At 65.4% G+C, this 20,559-nt stretch carries 16 protein-coding genes and 1 riboswitch; of the genes, 9 read left to right on the forward strand and 7 right to left on the reverse strand.

All coding sequences use genetic code 11. The annotated features are described in order from the left end of the window. The first annotated feature begins 252 nt into the window (after positions 1-252). The 5 genes from QRN25_RS03285 (at position 253) to QRN25_RS03305 (ending at position 7,918) form a co-directional block, all read left to right on the forward strand. Positions 253-1,569: a M24 family metallopeptidase gene (locus QRN25_RS03285; protein ID WP_285017441.1), complete on the forward strand. Its 1,317-nt coding sequence runs from the start codon at positions 253-255 to the stop codon at positions 1,567-1,569. Beyond that, complete coding sequence (locus QRN25_RS03290) at positions 1,566-2,915, forward strand: MFS transporter (RefSeq protein WP_285017442.1); 1,350 nt, start codon at positions 1,566-1,568, stop codon at positions 2,913-2,915. The genes QRN25_RS03285 and QRN25_RS03290 overlap by 4 nt, the downstream gene beginning before the upstream one ends. Continuing rightward, positions 2,899-3,384 (forward strand): nuclear transport factor 2 family protein, encoded by a 486-nt coding sequence (locus tag QRN25_RS03295; protein ID WP_285017443.1) that lies wholly within the window; start codon positions 2,899-2,901, stop codon positions 3,382-3,384. Before QRN25_RS03290 ends, QRN25_RS03295 begins: the two co-directional genes overlap by 17 nt. A gap of 339 nt (positions 3,385-3,723) precedes the next feature. Beyond that, entirely contained in the window at positions 3,724-6,252 is a 2,529-nt protein-coding gene (locus QRN25_RS03300; RefSeq protein ID WP_285017444.1) for a TonB-dependent receptor, read from the forward strand. A gap of 61 nt (positions 6,253-6,313) precedes the next feature. Next, positions 6,314-7,918, forward strand: coding sequence for a GMC family oxidoreductase (locus tag QRN25_RS03305; RefSeq protein WP_285017445.1), 1,605 nt, complete (start codon positions 6,314-6,316; stop codon positions 7,916-7,918). Here the strand turns inward: QRN25_RS03305 and QRN25_RS03310 are convergent. After that, positions 7,881-8,360: a nuclear transport factor 2 family protein gene (locus QRN25_RS03310; protein WP_285017446.1), complete on the reverse strand. Its 480-nt coding sequence runs from the start codon at positions 8,358-8,360 to the stop codon at positions 7,881-7,883. The genes QRN25_RS03305 and QRN25_RS03310 overlap by 38 nt on opposite strands. A 233-nt stretch (positions 8,361-8,593) precedes the next feature. On the opposite strand from QRN25_RS03310, the gene QRN25_RS03315 reads away from it, so the two are divergent. Continuing rightward, positions 8,594-9,709 (forward strand): class I SAM-dependent methyltransferase, encoded by a 1,116-nt coding sequence (locus QRN25_RS03315; protein ID WP_285017447.1) that lies wholly within the window; start codon positions 8,594-8,596, stop codon positions 9,707-9,709. A 55-nt stretch (positions 9,710-9,764) separates the two neighbouring features. Here the strand turns inward: QRN25_RS03315 and QRN25_RS03320 are convergent, their stop codons facing one another. The 5 genes from QRN25_RS03320 to QRN25_RS03340 all read right to left on the reverse strand — a co-directional run bounded on the left by QRN25_RS03320 (position 9,765) and on the right by QRN25_RS03340 (position 14,226). After that, complete coding sequence (locus QRN25_RS03320) at positions 9,765-10,064, reverse strand: hypothetical protein (protein WP_271182954.1); 300 nt, start codon at positions 10,062-10,064, stop codon at positions 9,765-9,767. A 32-nt stretch (positions 10,065-10,096) separates the two neighbouring features. Further along, entirely contained in the window at positions 10,097-11,539 is a 1,443-nt protein-coding gene (locus tag QRN25_RS03325; RefSeq protein ID WP_285017448.1) for an MFS transporter, read from the reverse strand. Positions 11,540-11,638: 99 nt separating this feature from the next. Next, positions 11,639-12,847 (reverse strand): MFS transporter, encoded by a 1,209-nt coding sequence (locus tag QRN25_RS03330; RefSeq protein ID WP_285017449.1) that lies wholly within the window; start codon positions 12,845-12,847, stop codon positions 11,639-11,641. A 12-nt stretch (positions 12,848-12,859) separates the two neighbouring features. Then, entirely contained in the window at positions 12,860-13,147 is a 288-nt protein-coding gene (locus QRN25_RS03335) for a hypothetical protein (protein ID WP_285017450.1), read from the reverse strand. Next, positions 13,144-14,226 carry a class I SAM-dependent methyltransferase gene (locus QRN25_RS03340; protein WP_285017451.1) on the reverse strand — a complete coding sequence of 361 codons (1,083 nt, stop codon included), beginning with the start codon at positions 14,224-14,226 and terminating at the stop codon, positions 13,144-13,146. Before QRN25_RS03340 ends, QRN25_RS03335 begins: the two co-directional genes overlap by 4 nt. A 283-nt stretch (positions 14,227-14,509) precedes the next feature. On the opposite strand from QRN25_RS03340, the gene QRN25_RS03345 reads away from it, so the two are divergent. After that, positions 14,510-15,631, forward strand: coding sequence for a serine hydrolase domain-containing protein (locus QRN25_RS03345; protein WP_285017452.1), 1,122 nt, complete (start codon positions 14,510-14,512; stop codon positions 15,629-15,631). On the opposite strand, the gene QRN25_RS03350 is transcribed toward QRN25_RS03345, so the two are convergent. Next, a complete protein-coding gene (locus QRN25_RS03350; RefSeq protein WP_285017453.1) occupies positions 15,607-16,446 on the reverse strand; it encodes an SDR family oxidoreductase in 840 nt (279 codons plus the stop codon). The genes QRN25_RS03345 and QRN25_RS03350 overlap by 25 nt on opposite strands. A 237-nt stretch (positions 16,447-16,683) precedes the next feature. Here QRN25_RS03350 and QRN25_RS03355 point away from each other — a divergent pair, with 237 nt between their 5' ends. After that, positions 16,684-18,090 carry an FAD-dependent oxidoreductase gene (locus QRN25_RS03355; protein ID WP_285017454.1) on the forward strand — a complete coding sequence of 469 codons (1,407 nt, stop codon included), beginning with the start codon at positions 16,684-16,686 and terminating at the stop codon, positions 18,088-18,090. 40 nt (positions 18,091-18,130) lie between these two features. Continuing rightward, a riboswitch (TPP riboswitch) is annotated at positions 18,131-18,240 on the forward strand. 32 nt (positions 18,241-18,272) lie between these two features. After that, positions 18,273-20,558: a TonB-dependent receptor gene (locus QRN25_RS03360; protein ID WP_285017455.1), complete on the forward strand. Its 2,286-nt coding sequence runs from the start codon at positions 18,273-18,275 to the stop codon at positions 20,556-20,558. Position 20,559 lies beyond the last annotated feature (1 nt).

Consider the following 20,559-nt stretch of genomic DNA (forward strand, 5'->3'; position numbering starts at 1 on the left):
ATCGCTGACGACGAATTCAAATCTATCCGCCTGTCGGAGATTTAAGGGTCGATCCCGGCATGGGGCGATTGGCCATGACGATTGCCGACCATGATAACCCTTTTTATGCAGATACTTGCTCTCAAGTTTTCGGCTAACGAATAACTCGTTCGGTTCTTCGTGACCGGCGCTGACCCTGCGTCAATCATCTCCGGCGAAGACAAATGGGCGACTGCCGGTCACTCGGCGCCGCGCCCGTCAGGAGTTTACGCGATGATCGATGCTGCGGACGTATGCGAAGGAACGCTGGCGAAGTGGCTGGCGCCCGAACTGATCGAGCATACCCGGCAAGGCGAGATGCTGGTGCATCGGGACCGGGCGGACCGGATCATGGACAAGTACGGGCTGGACGGGCTCGTCGCCGCGCTGCCCAGCAATATCTACTACCTCTCCAGCCATCTCGGCATTTCGGCGATGATGGGCCGCCATTATTCGAGTTTCGCCGTGCTGCCGCGCAATCGGGAGGCTCCGGCCTCGCTGATCGTCAACGGGTCGATGGTCTATCATCTCGACTACCGCCCGACGTGGATGCCCAGCGTGGAGGTCTTCAGCTACCCGATCGGCACTGACGCGGCAGGGCGTGCCATTCCCGAACCGTTGCCGAGCCCGTGGGCCAGGGCCATCCGCGAGGACAGCATGACCGATCGCGACCGGCTGCTGATGGCCCTTTACGCCGAGTATGAAGGCAAGACCGGCGCCTCGGCAGGCGGATCGCTGGCGAATGCGCTGGCGAAGGCCGGGTTGACGCGCGGAACGCTCGGCTTCGACGATATGCGCGTACCAGGCGTTCTGGGCGCGGACTTCCATGCCAAGGCGGTCGATGCGCTCAACATCTTCCGCGAGATCCGCATGGTGAAGTCCGAGCCCGAGATCGCCATTCTGCGTCAGGCGGCGATCCGCAACGAAGCCGCGCTGGATGCGGCGATCGCGACCATGCATATCGGCCAGCCACTGCAGGACATCGACATCGGCCATCAGCGCAAGTGGGGCGAGCTTGGCGGCAAGTCGCTGTGGCTGATCGTCAACCAGCGCGGCCTCAATTCGGGCGTGGTGGAGAAGGACGAGCCGACCAAGATCGACAGCGTCGGCGAATACATGGGCTACAAGGGCGACGTCGGCCGGACCATCGTGGTCGGTACGCCGCCTGACGAAGTCGCGCGCCGGGCGGAGGCGAACAGCGCTGCGCTTGCCGTGCTCTATGCCGAAGTGCGTCCGGGCATGACCTATGCGCGCGGCTCGGAGATCATCCGCGACGTACTGCGGCAGCACGGCTTCGAACGCGGGCTGGGCGGGGCGCACCCGGTCGGGCTGGAGCATACCGACCAGCCCTGGCCAGTCGGCGGCGAGCCCGATCCGGCGTACTTCGAGGACGTCATGGTGTTCGAGGAAGGCACCGTGTTCACCATGGACATGCCTTATCACGAGATCGGCTACGGCACTTCGCATGTCGAGGACATGATGGTCGTGCGCGCTGACGGCGCGGAAGCGCTGTCGTCCGGTGACACCTCGCTGCGCATCCTCCCGGCATGAGTATCGACGCTGCCGAAGAAGCCTATCCGAGCCGGTTCAGGGCTTGGTGGGTCGTCGCGGCGATGTTCGCGGCGTCGATCGTCTCGGTGATCGACCGGGGTATTCTGACCTTGGTGGTCGACCCGGTGCGGCGCGACCTTGGCATCTCGGACGTGCAGATCAGCCTGCTGCTCGGATTGGCCTTCGGGCTGTTCTACGCCGTGGCCGGCATTCCGCTGGGGCTGATGGCAGACAGGTTCTCGCGGCGGCGGCTGCTGATCGTGGGCATCGCGGTGTGGAGTGCGGCGACGTTCCTCGGCGGTCTGGCGGGCTCGTTCGGGGAACTGTTCACGGCGCGCCTGCTCGTCGGACTAGGCGAGGCGGCGCTGGCCCCTTGCGCGGTCTCGATGATCGGCGACATGTTTCCGCCGGATCAGCGCGGCAAGCCGATCAGCATCTATCTGCTCGGGCAATCCTTCGCTGGGGGGCTGTCGATCATGCTGACCGGCGCGATCGTCAGCGCGGTTCCGGCGGGCCGCTTCGCGTGGATCGGGCTGCTCGACGGGATGAGTGCGTGGCGCGTCGCCTTCGTGTTCTCCGGGCTGCTGGGTATTCCGGTGATCCTGCTGCTGCTCACCTTTCGTGAGCCGGTGCGCCGGGGGACAGCCAGCGCCGTCGCGCGCGTGCCGTTTCCCGAAGTGCTGGCCTATCTTGGGCGCAACTGGACGGTATTCGTGCCGTTCTACGGCGGGTTCGCGATGCTGGTGATGATGACCTACAGCATCAACGCATGGGGCGCGACGTACCTGATGCGCCGCTTTGCGATGATCCCGGCCGAGGTCGGGCAGTGGCAGGGTTCTGTCGGCATGGTGCTGGGCACGCTGGGCGCGCTGCTGGCGGGGGTGATCGTGGACGGGGTTTCGCGCCACGGACATCCGGGCGGCAAGTTCCTCTACCTCTTTGCGGTTTCGGCGATGCTGTTCCCGGCGACGCTGATGGTGTTCATGCCGACGCCCGCAACCGCGATCATGACGCTGGGGCTGGTCAGCTTCTTCATGCCGATGATCGGCACCGGCATGGTGACCGGCGTGCAGGAACTGGTGCCGGGCAACATGCGCGGCATCTGCGTCTCGCTGTTCGGGCTGTTCAACACCATCACCGGGCAGACGCTCGGGCCTTATCTGGTCGCGGCGGTGCGGGGCGAGGGGGCCGAGGACGGCCATGCGCTGGGCCTCGCTCTGACGCAGATCTGCCTGCCCGCGCTGACCTGCGCGGCCTTGCTCTACCTCATGGGCTACTTCGCCTATCGTGCGCGGCTGCCCGACATCCAATCTCGACAGGGGATCGACCATGCGTTTCCATCGTAAACTGGCGCTCGCGATCGGTGCGCTGGCGGCATCGGGCGGGCTGTTCGCCGCTCACGGCTACAGCAAGGCCAGTGAGGCCGCCGAAGTCCAGCGTATCATCTGGGCCAAGGAAATGGCCATTTACCAGGGGCGCAGCAAAGGCATGGTGGACTTCTACGTCGACAATGCCTCGCCCAATTTCCTTGCCTGGACGGCCGGTACGCCCGCGCCGTTCCGCATCGACAAGTTGCGCGCGGGCAAGCAGGCGATGCGCGGGCGCGACAAGGAAGTAATCGAGACGACCTTCCGCGATTTCAGCCTCTCGGGCGACACCGCGGTGATCTATTACCAGAACCACCGCACGCGGATGCCCGATGGCACCGTGGTCGACCAGACGTACGACAACATCCACGTCTGGCAGAAGACCGACGGCGAGTGGAAAGTGCTGGCGAGCATGTCCCGCCCGATGCACGGCTGCCCGCTGAGCTGATCCTTTCAATCCCGAACCACCTTCGTCATTGCGAGCGTAGCGAAGCAATCCAGGGCCGCGTAAACCGCCCTGGATTGCTTCGCTGCGCTCGCAATGACGATTGAGGGTAAAGTCATCGCGCTGCGGCTCGGCGCCTTGTCATATTCGGCATTCGCGGGCTGCGGACGCAGATATGCGCGGCAAGTATCCACGATAAGAATATCTCGATGCGAACGAGTTGGCGGTTCGCGCCCCTCGGGTGAACTTCTCCCCCGTACCCCGCAGCAGGCGCCATCGCCTTGGCCGGGGACGACCGACACGTCGGTCCATAACAATCATATCTACAAGGGGGCTGAATCCATGAAGAAGTACGCCATCATGCGCGCGGCGAGCGTCATCGCCCTCGCCCATGCCTATATGGGAACCGCATTCGCAGAGGACGGCGGTTCCGCGCCGAGGGCCGAGGAGGGCGGCCAGCTGACCGAGATCACCGTCACCGCACGCCGCCGCGAGGAGACGCTGCAGTCGGTGCCGCTGACGGTGCAGGCGTTCGGCGCCGATGCGATCGAGAACAAGGGCATCCGCGACATGGCCGACGTCGTGAAGCAGACGCCCGGCATCTTCATGGACAAGGGCTTCGTCCAGCAGGACGTGCGCCCGAACATTCGCGGCCTTCCCGCCACGCGCGGCCGCCCGCCGGTGGGCATTCTGCTCGACGGGATCGACATTTCCTCGGAGTCCATCGCTTCGGCGGGCGGCGGCAACCTCGCGAACATGAAGCTGGTCGATCTGGAGCGGATCGAGGTGGTGAAGGGGCCGCAGTCGGCGCTCTATGGCCGCGTGGCTTTCGGCGGCGCGATCAACTACATCAGCAAGGAGCCGACCAGCGACCGGGTCGAAGGCTACGTGAGCGGCGAAGTCGCGACCTACAGCCAGGCCGAACTGCGCGGCGCGATCAACCTGCCCGCCACGGATACACTCTCGTTCCGCTTCAACGGGGCCTATTCCTACTTCGACGGGTTCTACGACAACGACGTCACCGGCAAGCGCATCGGCGGCTACGAGTCCAAGGGCGGCGCGGTGGCCGCGAAGTTCCAGCCGTCCAGCGACGTGAAGCTCGTCGCCCGCGCGAGTTATTCGGACGACACCTACGAAGTGCGTCCGCAATACTACATCGGCGGTGCGCCCGAGGTGAACATGCGTGAGGCCATCGCGCTGCCCTCGGACGTGGCCGGGCAGCAGGTCGGCATCATCGGTGCGCCGCAGACGACGATCGGCTCCACCGCCTATGTCGCGCAGCGCGGCAAGATCGGCAAGGGCATCGGCCGTGTCATGCTATCGGCCGATCCGGCGACCGGGGAGGATTTCCCGGGCACGCACGTCAAGACGTTCCTCTCTAGCCTGCGTGGCGAATTCGCCGTGAGCGACAACATCACGGTCTCGACCTGGACCGGCTTCACGCGCTCGCGTTCGCGTCAGCGGCAGGATGCGGACTTCTTCGGCCGTCCCTTGACGTCCTATACGCAGGCGGGCGTGACGCAGCTTGCCGAAGTGCCCGAAGGCGGCATCGCGACCGGCTTCTTCTTCTTCGACGCAGCGACGCTGACCAAGCAGTTCAGCCAGGAAGTGCGCATCGGCGACCAGACCAGCAGCGGCTTCCGCTGGGCCGTGGGCGGCCTCTACTGGTGGGAGGACGTGAAGCAGAAGCTGGGCAGCATCTCCAACGCCGGGTTCAGTGCGGGCGGGCAGCCGGTCAACATCTATTCCAACCTCGCGCTGCTGGGAGGCTATGGCCCGGCGCAGGATCAGGGCCGCACGACCGAGCACTATTCCGCCTACGCCCTCGCCGAATACGACCTGACCGACCAGTTGACGGTCTCCGCCGAAGGCCGTTACGGCAAGGAGAAGTACGACTATCTCTTCGCGCGCAGCATCGCCATCTCGACGACGGCGGTGAACGGGGTCTATCCCTTCGCGCTGACCGGCAGCGTGTTCGAGGCGAGCACTTCGACCAACTACTTCGCGCCAAAGGTGGGACTGACCTACAAGGTCAATCCGGACCTCATGTTCTACGGTTCGTTCTCGCGCGGGATCAAGCCGGCGGGCATGTCGCAGGTGCAGACGCCGAACCCGGACGATGCGGCGTTCGGCACCGAAAAGCTCAACAACTACGAGATCGGCTTCAAGTCGAGCCTGTTCAACCGGCGGCTGCGTTTCAACGCCTCGATCTTCCGGATGGACTACAAGGACAAGCAGGAATCGACGCTGGTGCCGGTGGATTTCAGCGTCAACCCGCAGGGCAACGTCAGCCTCGTGCAGAACGTCGGCGGCGCGCGGATCGACGGCGCCGAAGTGGAACTGGCGGGCGTCATCGCGCCGGGCCTGACGTTCTCTGTCGGGTATACGTATCTCGATGCGCGCTACACCGATTACGACCTGCCCTCGACAAGCCCGATCACGATCGCGCTGGCGGGCGGCTGCACCATCCGTACCGAGGGCAATCTGAAAGGTTGCTTCGTCAACCTCGACGGCAAGCGGCTGGAAGCATCGGCGCGTCACTCGGCCGTGGGCAGCCTGAACTATCGCGCGCCGCTGACGGGCGATCTCGACCTGCTGCTGGAGAGCGATATCCAGTATCGCAGCCGTCGTTACCAGGACAACACCAATAGCTACTGGTACGCGCCTTATGCCAATGTCGATCTGCGGGCGGGCGTGGAGAACGATCGGTACTCGGTCATCTTCTTCGTGACCAACCTGTTCGACAATCGCTCCATCCAGTCGGCGCAGTCGGGCGGCGATACGCAGGCGCTGCCGTCGGGTGGCCTGTCGATGGCGGCATTCGCTGCCGACAAGCGCCAGTTCGGCCTGCGCGGCCGGTTCAACTTCTGAGTATCGGCGACACCGGCCCGGAATTGCCTCGGGCCGGTGTCGCACTTGAACGAGACAGAGCATGGCGCCTTCCCGAACTCACGTCACCATCGGCGGTCGGCCGGTCGACCCCGGCTCCCTTGCGACCGCGAGTTGGGACCATGTCATCGTTGGAGGCGGCTCGGCCGGTTGCGTTCTGGCCCGGCGGCTGTCCGAGGATGGCGAACGCCGGGTGCTGCTCCTTGAGGCTGGGGACGAAGCGGAGGATGCCGCGATCTGGTCGCCGCCGGCCTGGCCCGGCCTCGCAGGCGGGGGCAACGACTGGAACTACGCCTCGACACCGCAGCCCGGTCTTCTGGGCAGAAGCGTAGCGCAGCCGCGCGGCAAGGGCCTTGGCGGCTCGACGCTGATCAATGCGCTGGGTTTCCAGCGCGGGCCTTTGCGCGCCTACGACCGATGGGCTCAAGCGACCGGCGACCCCGGTTGGGGCGGCGAGGGGCTGTTGCCCTACTTCCGCCGATTGGAAGCGGCGTCGTCGGGCGATCCTGAATACCGGGGGCAGGACGGCCCGCTGAGCGTGCTTCGCATAAGCGACGTGGCGGAGCGCAACCCCCTCTCGACTGCGATCCATGAGGCGGGCGTCTCGGCCGGTCATGGTGCCAATCCCGATTGGAACGCGGAGCGGTGTGACGGCACAGTCTGGACGCAGCTGACCATCCGCGATGGTCGCCGTGATACCGCCGTGAGTGCCTTTGTGGACCCTGTGAGGCACCGCTCCAATCTGTGTATCGCAACCGGCATTGCCGCGCAGCGGCTCGTGTTCGATGGCAGGGTTTGTACCGGAATAGAGGCGCTGACTTCGGACGGAGCGGTCATGATCGGCAAGGTCGCCGAAGTGATCCTGAGTGCAGGGGCGATCGACACGCCGCGCCTGATGCTGCTGTCGGGCCTCGGCGGTGCGGCGATGCTGTCGGCACAGGGTATCCCGGTGGTGCTCGACAGCCCGGAAATCGGCCGCAACCTGCAGGATCATCCGCTGGTGCCCGGGCTGCTCTTGCGGGCGCGCCGCCCCGTTCCGGCATCCCGCTTCAACCACTGTGAGTCGCTGATCATCGCAGGCAGTCGCTTCATGGACGAAGTGCCCGACCTGCAGATCATGGGGCTGACCGTGCCGTTCCTCAGTCCTGAACTGGGCGCACCGCCACCGGACAGTTTTTCCTTCGTGCCCGCGTTGATGACGCCGATTTCGGTCGGGTCGTTGACGCTGGGAGACGGAAAGGCGCTGCGGATCGACGCAAACTATCTGGCCGAGGCGCAGGACGTCGAGGCTCTGGTCGATGCCTTCGAAATCAGCCGCGAAATCCTGTCGCAACCGGCGCTGCGCGAATGGGTCGCGGCGGAAGTCCATCCCGGCCCCGGCATACGGGATCGCAAGGCGCTGGCGGAGCACATTCGCCGCACCGCGTCGCCGTTCTTCCATCCCGTCTCGACCTGCCGCATGGGGCGCGACGACCTTGCGGTTACCGATCCGCAATGCCGGGTCCGTGGCATCGAGGGGCTGCGGATCGTCGATGCCTCGATCATGCCCTCGATCCCGCAGGCCATGACCAATGCAGCGGTGCTGGCTCTGGCCGAGCGGGCCTCAGATATTATTCGTGGCCTAAGGGGGCAGCCGATCCCGGCGTGATCCGCGCCATTCCGGCGAAGACGTGCCACTTGCCGTCCTCGCGCAGCCAGGTGTGCGTCGTGTCGAAGTGGTCGTCGCACGGCGTGCCGTCCGCGCGGCGCGTGCGGTGGGTGTTGTAGTAGATGACCGCCGTGTTCCCGTTCATCGAGAAGTCTACGAATGTCATTTCCAGCTTCTCCTGCGATGTGTGGGTCGCCGCTGCGCTGGCCTTCAGCGTCGTCGTGCCCAGCGGCTTCGCGGAGACCGGCGGCCATGCGAGGTAGCCCTTGGCCAGATTGTCGGCATAGCTGCTGAGGTCGCCCTTTGCGCGACCTGCATAGATCGAGCGTTCCAATGCCCATATCTCATCCTTGGCCGTAGCGATCTCGGCGGCGCTCTGGGCGTGCAGGGCGCAGGGAGCAAAAGCGGCCGCAAAAGTGAGTGCGATCATCATACGCTTCATGGACGTTGGACCTCGTTCTGACGGGAATGGGCCAGTCGGCCTGGCCATGAACATGGTGCACGGCCCGCCCCGGAGAAACGCCGTATTGGCGGCCTTTTCACCAGCCGAAAGAGAGGCGAGACTGCAGATGCGGACTTTCGCCTGACGAAAACCGGACACGGTCGCAAGCGACGGGTTTGGAGCGGGGGAATAGTATCGGCCGATCCTGTTTCACCAATGACGGAGCCGGGGCGATGAATACGCCGACGAACACCGCGTCGAACCTGAATTCCAGCACCATCACGCAGCGCAGCCGTGCGGGTCTCGACGCTCTGGCGGCTATGCTGAAGTATTCGTCCACCAGCCTGCGCTCGGTCGCCCGGGAGGACTTTCTCGCAACCGAGCAGGGCGCGCAGTTGGCCCGCGAGCACGAAGATGGAGCCACCGGCGCCGAAGAGGTCGCCGCCCGCGTCGACAGCGCGATCAAGGTGGCGTCAGCCCTCCCGGTGCATCGCATGGAGCGCTTCGTCCAGCGCTACGTCGCCGAGGAGATGATGAGCCGCAACGTCGTCTCGGTCGAGGAGATGCGCGATTTTCACGTGATGCAGGATGCCGCTCCGGTCGAGGGCGCGGGCGGTACGCTCGAACTCGACGGGGATGCGCCGCTGCCCGCTTACTACGAAGGCGTTCACTACCACCTCTCGCCGCATGGGGCGGAGGACTACGATCTCGGTGCTAAGGGCGGCGGGATCGGCCGGGTGTTCCGCTACGGCGGTTTCGCGGCAGTGCCTCCGAGTTCCAACATCGGCTCGCAGCGCATCGATGTGGTGCGCCAGTTCCGGCAGGCTGATCTGGGGCGCATCCTCGAGATCGGGTGCGGCGGGGTCTTCACGCTCATGGCGATCCACCGCGTCTTTCCGGAGGCCGAATTGATCGGCTGCGACCTCAACGGCCAGACTTTGGCGGAGGGGTTTAGGATCGCCGAGCGCATGGGGATGAAAGTGACGCTGCGGCAGCGCGACGCGCGCGATACGGGCGAGGCGGCCGGCAGCATCGACGGGGTCTTCAGCTATGCGCTGCATCACGAGGCACCCGTGGAGGTCAACCGCGAGATGTTCCGCGAGGTGTTCCGCGTGCTGCGCTCCGGCGGCGAGATCGTGATCTCCGATCCTCCGCCGTTCCGCGGGGTCGATATCTTCGACGCGGTTTTGCTGGAGTGGGACAACGACCACCGCGAAGAGCCCTATTTCCGCGAAACCTGCCTTGCCAACTGGGAGGACGAACTGCGCGCGATCGGCTTCGTGGATGTCGAAGGTTACGCACTGGGGGATCACGGCTATCCGTGGGTGACGCGGGCCGTGAAACCCTGAGGCTTATCGCGTACGAAAAAGGGGCGGGCCGGAGAACGGTCCGCCCCTTTTTGATTCAGGCAGGGCGGGAGTATCCTGCGCGGGCGAGCATCTGGTCAACGTGGCGCTCGCGCGCACCCAGCGGCGCGCCCAGGACGGAGCCGACCATCTGGTCGCGCAGCGTCTCGACACGATCGGCCTGTTCCGCCGGCCAGTCGAAGGCGTCGATCGTCGCGCTGTCGAGGATGCCTTGCCGGGACAACAGTTCCTCCATCACCAGCATGCGGTCGCGCATGATCCACATCTCGGACAGCAGGGTCGTGACCATGCGGCCGAGATCATCGACGTTGGTTTCATCAAGATAGACGTTCGCCATCGGGCGGATTCCTCCGTTTCGAAAAGATGGGTTCAGCGCGCGGCGCGCTGGAGAAGGCGGCGTTCGATGATCGCATGGCGGCGCCGGTCGATCGGGAAGTTCCAGATGATCAGCCCGCCGCCGATCTTGAGGATCGCGGGCAACACCGCGACGGTGAAGAGGATGCCGAAAGCGGCGGTCCCCGTGTTCACCGCACCGGCCGAGGCGTCGTAGCCGAATGCGCTCAACAGCAGGAAAGCCATCCCTGCGCCGATGGCCGTCGCGATCTTGCTGGTCAGCATGTAGAACGCATAGTAGCTGCCGGTGCGTTGTTCGCGCGTGCGCAGGCGGCCATAGTCCACCACGTCGGCCAGGATCGCGGGCGACAGGACCATGACCGCGCTCGCCCCCATGCCGATGAAGAACACGATCACCATGCTGACCGAAACGATGAACTCCTGCGTCAGCGTGTCGGGATCGAGGAACCAGTAGCCTTGCGTCGCAAGGCTGACGATCACGACGGACACCACGTAGGCGCGGTGCTTGCCGATGCGGCGGGCCATCCATGACCATAGCGGCGTCGTGCCCGCCATCGTGATCGCGAAGACCGTCATGAGGTAGGGATACCAGGAGCCCAGTCGCAGGTAGCCGTCGTAGAACGTGAACATGATCTGCAGCGTACCGAGCCCCATCCCGCCGAGACAGAACGCCGCAAGGTACAGCCAGAGCGGCCGGTTGCCGCGCACGCTGCGCACGAAGGTCCAGAACGGAGGGCGCTCGATCGGCGGCGCGGTGCCCTGCGGCGCGCGGGCGAGGCTGATCGCGGTGGTCAGCGGAATGACGATCACCGCGACGACGAAGAAATATCCCAGTACCGGGATCGAATAGGCGGACGTCGCCACCAGCCCGGCCCATGCCAGGATGATCGGCAGGGCATCGTTGCACAAGTTGCCGATCTGGCTGATCAGCCCCCGCATGCCGGTGATCCGGGAGCGGGTATCGTAGTTGCTGGAAAGCTCGGCGCCCCATGACGTGTAGTTGATGTCGCCGAGGGTATAGGCGAAATCGTAGAGTATCTTCCACCCGACCAGATAGGCGAGGCTTGCCATCGGCGGTGGGCGCAGCAGGAAGAACGCCGCGACGAGGACCAGCGCGGCGCCGATCGCTATGGCGGGCTTGCGGGCGCCCCAGCGGGTGCGGGTCCGGTCGGAGACGTATCCGATCACCTGGTCGGTAAAGGCATTGACGATGCGCAGGACCACCAGCGCCGATCCCAGCGCGGCAAGGCTGATGCCGAACTCCTTGGCGTAGATCTGCGGAACATAGAGCGTCATCGGATTGAGAAGCAGGCCGGGGCCGAAAGCGGCCAGCCCGTAGGCGACGAGGTCGGCGCGGCTGAGCTGGACCGGCCCGGTGCCGTCGCGCCGGTGCGCCGGGACATCGGCAACTGCGGGCGGGGGCGTCACTTCCAGTACGAGTTCGGCCGCGTCGCTCATTCGCTTCTCCATCGGTCAGGCGCGGATCAGGCGCTCGATCGCAGCTCAAGTCGAATGGCGTTTGGCGGGTTTTTCACCTGCCGAAATTGCTGCGGAGATTTACCGCGCGGTGCTCTGCGGGGCGACGACCGGAAACAGGCATGCCGCAACGAGAGTGCCGGCGAACATCGCCGCGCCCCACAGGAGCGGGGCTGGCGGTCCCAGCAGATCGTAGAGCGGTCCGGCCATCAACGGTCCGAACACGCGCCCCAGCGAATTGGCCGCCTGCATGAGGCCGAGGCCCATGCCTTGCGCACTAGGGGGTGTGGCAAGTGAAGTCAGGCCGGAGAGCGCGGGATTGAGCAGCCCGAAGCCGAGCGAGGTGAAGGTCAGCCCGATTCCCGCGACCAACAGGTCATGCGCACAGCCGAGCACCAGCATTCCGATGCCGATGGTGGCCAGTGCCGCCTGCATCGTCCCGCGATCCCCGAGCCGCCGCGATGTCGGTCCGGTGAGCGTCAGCTGGGTTATGGTGGTGACCACGCCCATCCCTCCGAACATGAGCCCGATGCGCAAGGGATCGAGCCCCAGCACGTCATCGGCGAAAAGCCCGAGGATCGCCTCCAGCTTCGAGAACGCCGCCGAGGCCAGGAAGGAAATGAACGTCAGCGTGGCGAAGGCGGGCAGGCGCAGCAGCGCGACACTGCCGATTGCAGGCGCCGCGCTCACCGGGTCGTGCATCGTTGCGGTCTCGGGCAGGAGGAACCACGTCACTGCGGCCGCCAGCAGGCCCATCGCGGCGCCGACCAGCGATACGAGCGTGAAGGCATGGTCCTGCCCGGTAATGCTGGACGCGAACCCGCCGATGGCGGGGCCGAAGATGAAACCCAGAGAGAAACCCGAACTGACTATGCCCATGTCCCGCGTGCGCGTCTCGCGCGTCGAAATGTCGGAGGCGACGGCGAACGTGATCGAAAAGCAGCCGTTGGTCAGCCCGCTGATGAAGCGCACGACCAGCAGCGACGCAGGCGTCGTCGCGTAGATATGCAGGACGTAGACCAGCGCTCCGATGGCCAGCCCCGCGAACATCACGTTCCGGCGCCCGTAGCGGTCGGAGAGGCGGCCCCAGATCGGGCTGGACAGGAAGCCGCCAAAGGAGAATGCGGCGACCGTACCGGCGATCTCGATCCCGCTCGCGCCGATCTGCCGTCCGTAGACGGCGAAGACCGGGAACATCAAGCCAAACCCTGCCAGCGAGACGAAGTTGACCAGCGTGATCGTGAAGAGGGCTCGGCCGCGCGAGGCGGCGGTCAGGGGGCTGTCGGTCATGGAGTCCGGGTCTCAGTCGGCGCCGATGCCGCCTACGGCATTCACCACTTGCGCGACGAGGCGCTGGCCCATTGCGTTGAGCCTCGCCTGGAACTCCGCATCGGGCTGGAAGGCGTCGATTTCGGCGCGAATGTCGATGCCGCGACGGGCGAGCACTTCCTCGGTCACGGCCATGCGGTCGGCCAGCACCCAGACCTCGCGCGTCAGGGCGATCAGCCCGGCGGCGAGATGCCCGCTGTCCGCCTCGGTCAGCGTGCGGCGTTCGGGGTGGTTGTAGCTCTTGGGGTCGGCGTCGATCATAGCGGCTTGCGGCCCTGGACAACGTAAGGATAGGCGCGGGGACCGAGGCCCACGGCGTTGACGTCGACGAAGCCCGCCTGACGGGCGACTTCGGCAAGGTCGAGGCTGGCGGATTCGCGCCAGTGAGGTTCACCGCCGTAACGGGCGCCGCTGTCTGCTCGCCAGACGCCGAGCTTGTCCATGTCGGCGTAGCGGGTAACGTCGCTCATGATCATGTCGCCGCCCGGCTCCAGCACCCGGAAGGCTTCGGCGAACACGGCGCGGATCGCTTCGGCTGGGAGTTCGTGAAGCAGGATGTAGGACGCGACGAGGTCGAACGAAGCCTCGGCAAAGCCGGTGCGCTCGGCCGGACGCTGATAGAGGCGCCATCCCCAGCCATGCGCATTGGCGACCCGCTGCGCGTGCTCTAGTGCGCGCAGGGACAGGTCCACTCCGGTGATTTGCGCCGAAGGGTAGGTTTCCTGCAGTGCGGCGGTGAAGTGGCCTGTCGATGCGCCCATGTCGAGGATGCGCGCATAGTCGTCACGCGGAGGCATCCCGGCGATCGCGCGGCGCTGGAGGAAAATGCCGCCGGGGAACATCGCCTCGACCAGTCGGCGATGGACGATTTCGCCGTGGATGTATCCCTGCAGGGGGTGATCGTCCCACCCGCCAGCAGTGCGGTGGAAGTTTACGCCTTGCCAATAGAACGGCGCGGCCTCGTCCGGAGCAGCAGGTTCGAGCGTGGCCGGGCCATTTGTCTGGAAGTGGGCAATCACGGGTTGGAGGTCGGGCAGGATTTCCTCGAAAGCCTCGCGTGCGATCAGCCCGTGCATCGTGGAATGCCATTCGCCCACCGCCTGAGATACGCGCCAGGGGCGGCTCGCGGCCATGGCGTCTTCCATCCACCGGCCGCGCTCGTCGAGGTCGTCAGGGAGCGAGGAGGGGTCTGGAACGGCGGCGGCGATTTCGCGATCGCCTTGCGCGCGCACGGCCTGCGATCCGCGCCCGAAATGCACGAGGAAATCGACCGAGGCACGGCCCCGCTGTTTCAGAACGGGGGTGAGCGAAGTGTTCATGCCTTCTGGCTGTCGTGTCATCTGGCCTCCAGGCCGTAGGATTGACGCCAAGCCGGTAAAATGGCGCGCGTTATGATCGTGTCTGTTCAGCAGATGAATAGTGATGGGAGCAGGCATTCGCCGGAGCCCTCCGTCGCGGCAGTGTGCAGCCTTCGCCTTGGGGAAATCCGCGATGAGACTTGCGTTGCCTGCCACTCTGCTGTCCGGCATGGCGGCTTTATGCCTGACGGGGTGCGCCTCGACTCCTCGCCCGTCTCCCAAGACGGCTGCGGAGATGTCCCCTCGGGACGCGGAGGCGCTCTACATGCGGCGTTATCAGCAGTACGTGACCGGAGAGACGGGGATAGCGACCTACGATACGCTGGGGCCGCTGGACGGTGTCCGCAAATGGCGCCCGCTACCAGCGGGGCACTCCATTGCACCTGCCGCACTGGCGAAGGCGAGGGATTATGCTGCATCGGGCAACAGTTCGGCGTTCATGGTCTGGCACAAGGGCGCTCTGGTCGAGCAGGACTATTTCGGCGATACGCATGAAGATACGCCGATCATCTCCAAGTCGCTGTCCAAGCCTCTGGCGGTCATCGCCGTTGGGCGGGCCATCGTGGCCGGCAAGATCGCGTCGCTCGACCAGCCGATGGCGGACTTCATTACCGAATGGCAGGGGACACCGCGCGCGGCGATCACCATCCGGCAAGTGCTCGGGATGCGATCGGGCCTGCTTCCGCAAGGTGCCGCGCCCAATCCCGGCGACATCCTCAACCGTGCCTACCTGCACCCCTATCACGATCGCATCATCATCGACGAGTACCCGCTCGTCGATGTGCCGGGGAACCGCTACGAATACTCCAACGCCAACGGCGAACTCGTCGCTCCCCTGATCGAGCGGGCTACCGGCATTCCGTTCGAGCAATGGATCGCGCGCGAAGTGCTGGCACCGATCGGCGCGCGGGGCGGACGGATCTGGATGAACCGCCCGGACGGCACGCCGCATTCTGGCTGCTGCGCCTTGCTGCCCGCCGAAAGCTATCTGCGGCTGGGTATCCTGCTCGTCCGCGACGGGGTTTGGGAAGGCAGGCGGCTTTTGCCGGAGGGTTTCGTCAAGGCCATGGTCACGCCGACGGAGCAGAACCCGCACGCGGGGCTCGGCGTCTATATCGGCAGTCCTTATGTCGAATGGCGAGGGCCGGCCAACCCGCAAGTCCCTTTCGGTCGGTCCTATCATTCCGCGCCTTATGCGGCTGCGGACCTGTTCCTGTTCGACGGCAATGGCAATCAGGTGGTCTACATTGTACCATCGCACCAGCTGGTGATCCTGCGCACTGGCGAACGTCCGCCCGCAAAGCCGGTCTGGGACAATGCGATGCTGCCCAATATCGTGCTTGAGGCGATCGATGGAGGTGGTCAGGAAGGCTCCACCGGGAAATAACGCGCAAGCACGTCGCGCGGCTTGCCCTTGCGGCGGTCACGGATCTTGCGCGGCGTCAGCCACGTGAAGATCCGGCCGTTGCGGGTGTTCGTATCGACAATGCGGGCGGCCCACCGGCCGATCGTCTCCGGGTGGTCGGCAATGAGATTTACCCAGTCACGACGGGCGCGCGCGCCCTCGGCATCCAGCTTTGCGTGTTCGCGCAGGAAGCCCTCCGTGATGACGAGGCCGGGGCTGATTGCGCCGACGACGATGGGGTGGGCGAGGCTTGGGCTATGCTTCATCTCCTCGGCCAGAGAGCGGGTAAGGTAGGTAACGGCGGCCTTGGTGGTGGCATAGCCGTTCATGAAGGGCATCAGCGTGCCGTCCGCCCCTGCCCCCAGCATGTTGTAGAGCGCCCCCTGCCTGCCGGCTGCGCGCCATCCGCGGATCGCCGTCTGGCAGCCATGCACCAGTCCCATGACGTTGATGTCGAGCATTCGGCTCACTTCGGTTTCGGGCATGTCGACCAGCCCGCCGCCGAGCGCCAGCCCGGCATTGTTGATCCAGATATCGATACCGCCGAACCGTTCGCAGGCATCGTCCCATGCCGCGCGTACCGCATCGGCACTCGTGACATCGCAGGCGCCGCCTTCGGCGCGGGCGCGATCCTGGTGCAGGTGCCGGGCCGTGTGGCGGGCATCCTCGCCATCGGAAGAGGATATGTAGACGTTGATACCCCGGTCGAGCAGCGCTTGCGCCAGCGCCTTCCCGATCCCTCTCGAACTGCCGGTGACGAACGCGGTCCGAAGGGCAGTGGTATCGTGAGCGGGCATGGTCTTTACGTCCCCATCGCGGCAGGCCTTTGCTTCGAGGCTAGCGCCCGGCCGCGCATGCTTGACCCGCTTCGTTCGTGAATGTTCGCGCAGTGAATTTTCCGGGCAGGCGGCGATGTTCGTCTGTTGAAAAGGCGCGAAGAGGGGGCAGGACAGGGAGCGCCTTGCTTCTCCATTCGTGATCGGGCCGCTTGCACATCCTCATGGGCAAGCCCTTCTCGCGGACAGGTTTCGATCATGAGCGACGCAATGCACTTTCCCATCGTCATCGTCGGCGCCGGCGGCACCGGCCTGACCGCCGCGCTCGCCGCGCACGACGCCGGGAGCGAGGTCCTCGTGCTGGAACGCGACGCCTCGCCTTCGGGCTCCACCGCGATGTCGACGGGCCTGATCCCGGCCAGCGGCACGCCCGAGCAGGAAACCGCAGGGATCGTCGATACGCCCGAAATCTTCGCCGCCGACATGGTGGCGAAGACCAAGGGCCGCGTGGATGGCGAACTCGCGCTGCACGTCGCGCGTGAATCGGTCGAGACGATCGCGTGGCTGCGCGATTGTCATGGAGTGCCGCTCGATCTCGTCGACGGGTTTCTCTACCCCGGGCATAGCGTGCGCCGCATGTACGGCACGCCGAACCGGACGGGGGGCGAGTTGATGGCGGCGCTCGAAGCGGCTTGTGGGGAGGCGCAGATACCCATCCTCACCGAAGCGACCGTGGAAGAATTGCTGCATGACGGCGACCGCGTCACCGCGGTGCGCTACACACGCCCCGACGGCAGCGCGGAAATCGTCACCTGCGATGCACTTATCCTCGCCTGTTCGGGCTTCGCGGGCAATGCGGAGATGGTCGCGCGGTTCATCCCCGACATGGCGGAGGCGACGTTCCACGGCCATCCCGGCAACAAGGGCGATGCCATCCGCTGGGGGCTGGAGATGGGCGCCGCGGTAGCCGACATGACCGCTTACCAGGGCCATGGCGGGCTGGCGGTGGGCCATGCCGTGCCGATCCTGTGGCCGCTGATCATGGAAGGCGGCTTTCAGGTCAACGTCGAGGGGCGCCGCTTCTCCGACGAATCCGCCGGCTATTCCGAACAGGCGGCCAAGCTCAATGCGCAGCCGGGGCGTGTCGGTTGGTCGATCTTCGACGAGCGGCTGCATGTGTTGATGAGTGATTTCGACGATTACCGGGACGCCCTGCGCGCCGGTGCGGTGGTGAGCGCACCCACCCTGCCTGCGCTGGCCGAGGCGATCAGGGTGCCCGTCGCAGCACTGGAGGGCACTTGTGCCGAGGTCGCGGCGATCGCGCGGGGCGAGCGGGAGGACGCCTTCGGGCGATCGTTCGCCGCTTCGCAGGTTCTGGTGGGTCCATACTATGCCGCCAAAGTGACGGGCGCGCTGTTTCACACCCAGGGTGGGCTGGTGATCGACAGCCGGACGCGCGTGCTGCACGAGGACGGGACGGCGTTTCCCAACCTCTTCGCAGGCGGAGGCGCGGCGCGGGGCCTGTCCGGCGATGCGTCCTATGGCTACCTTGCCGGTAACGGTCTGCTTGCGGCCACGACGCTTGGCAAGATGGCGGGCCGTGCTGCCGCAGCCTTATCCGTTCAGACGCTTTCTTTCACGGCAGCCCCTGACTCCAACCTGTAATAATATCGCTTCCCACTTCGCGTCGAAGCGCCTAAGGCGCGCTCCATCCCCGGGGGGCCGCTCATGCGCGGCTGAGAGGTGGTCAGCAGACCACGACCCGCTGAACCTGATCCGGTTGACACCGGCGTAGGGAGGGTTGGCGGCAAGTCCGTTATCCCTCCGAGTGGAGTGGACGCGAGACTATGACGGTCAATTTTTCGTATCTCTGTGGCGCGGCGCTGGCATTCCCGGCCCTGTTCGCGGCGGCTCCGGCGCTGGCTGACGAGGCCGATGCCTCGCCGATCCAGGTCATCGGTCATGCCGACCCCGAGGGCCTGCTGCCCGACCAGACCGAACCCAAGGCGGTCAGCGCGATCTCGTCCGAGTTCATCGTCAAGCAGGCACCGACATTCAACGCCTTCCAGTTAGTGAACCTGCTACCCGGCGCCAATGTATCGATGAGCGACCCTTACGGGCTCTCGGCCAGTTCCAGCCTGACACTGCGCGGGCTGGGGCAGGACCAGATCGGCGTGCTGATGGAAGGGGCGCCGCAGAACGACATCGGCTATTACAACGCCTATCCTTCGCAGTTCGCCGATGCCGAGAACGTGCGTCAGGTCAGGCTCGTGCAGGGCGGAGCGGACATCGATGCGCCGGTCGTCGCGGCGGCAGGCGGCCTGTTGTCGCTGACGCTGGATGACCCGAAGGAGCGGATGGGCGGGCTGGTCAACCTGTCGGTCGGTTCGTTCGACGAACGGCGCGTTTTCGCGCGCTTCGATACCGGCGAGATCGGCAATACCGGGCTCAAGGCCTTCGTGTCGTACTCCAACAACCGCGCCGACAACTGGCGAGGGCCGGGCTTCGACAAGCGCCAGCATATCGACGCCAAGTTGCTGGCGGAATGGGGAGAGGGCAACCGCGCCAGCCTCGCCCTGTCGTTCAACGAGGCCGAGACTTCGGGCTATCCGGCGCCGACGCTGGCCGATTGGCGCGCTTACGGTCGCGGTTTCAATTACAGCACGAAGTATACCGAAGGCGATACCGGGTACTGGCGCCTTTACCGCGCGCCGTTCCGTAACCTCTACGCCTCCGCGCCGGTGCATCTGAACTTCGGCAGCGGTCTGACGCTCGACAGCACCACGTATCTCCAGTTCGGCTACGGCAACGCGCCTTACGGGACGCAGTTGACCACGACCGGCAATTACCTCGGCACCGAGGAACTGACGCAGCCGGTGGAACTGCCGGGAGCGGTGGACGGCCTCGCCACGGTGATGGGGAACTGGACCGGCAAGCAGATGCGCACTGGCAACGTCAGCAAGCTGACGCTGGAGGCCGGCGCGCACACGATCACGGCGGGGCTCTGGTTCGACTACGGCACCGACCGGGTACAGCAGACCTACACCTCGATCGGCGCGGAGGGGCAGCCCTTCGACAAGTGGGGCTATCCGAGCAAGGCGATCCGCACTGCGGACGGCCGCCTGCTCGCTTACGAGAACGCGCGTACGGTCACGGTGACCAAGGGCTTCTTCGTCGCCGACAGCGTGACCGTCACGCCGCGCCTGACCCTCGATGTGGGCTTCAAAGGCGTGGATTTACTGCGCAATGGCCGCAACCATCTGCCGGGGCCGCAGGACAAGGTGCATACCGACAGCTTCGCGGCGCTTCCGCGCGCGTCGGTGCACTACAAGCTGGACGAGCGGCAGCAGCTGTTCGCCAACGTGACCACGAACTTCCGCACGCCTAACGAGTTCGCGCTCTACAACAGCTACTATGGCGGCGAGGTGGTGCAGCAGGGGACTTCGAACCTCAAGAACGAGTACTCGGTCTCCGAGGAACTGGGCTATCGCTATATTGGGCCGAGCCTGTCATTTTCGCTGACCGCGTTCCATTACCACTTCCGCAACCGGCAGGTGGCGACGGTGATCAATAGCGGCGGGGCGCTGGTCAATTCTACGGTCAATGGCGGCAGTCAGACCAGCTACGGCCTCGACGCCGAGATCGACTATCGCCCGGCCAAGGGCGTGAGCATCTACGCCTCGGGCGAATATCTGCACACGCGGCAGGACGACGATCTGGCCATCGGTGGCGATTATCTGCCGACGAAGGGCAAGCGCGCGGTGTCGAGCCCCGAATTCCAGTTCGCCGTGGGCAGCACCTATGACGACGGGCGCCTGTTCGGCAGCACCGCGCTCAAGTACGTTGGGCGGCAATATTCGTCGTTCATGAACGACGAGAGCATCAAGGGCTATGCGACGCTCGACCTGGCGATCGGTGTGCATCTGGCCGGGCTGATCGATGCGCAGCGCATGGACTTGCGGGTCAACGCGATCAACGTGACCAATCCGCGCGTGCTTTCGGGCGTGTACTCGGTCAGCAGCAACGCGCAGGACACGGTGGGTCGGGGCGGCACGGTGATCTCGGGTTCCGCGCCCGCCTATTACATCGGCGGCGGCCGGGCGGTGGTCGCGACACTGTCACGCGCGTTCTGAC

This window comes from Novosphingobium sp. fls2-241-R2A-195 (assembly GCF_030209485.1).
Lineage (GTDB): Bacteria > Pseudomonadota > Alphaproteobacteria > Sphingomonadales > Sphingomonadaceae > Novosphingobium > Novosphingobium resinovorum.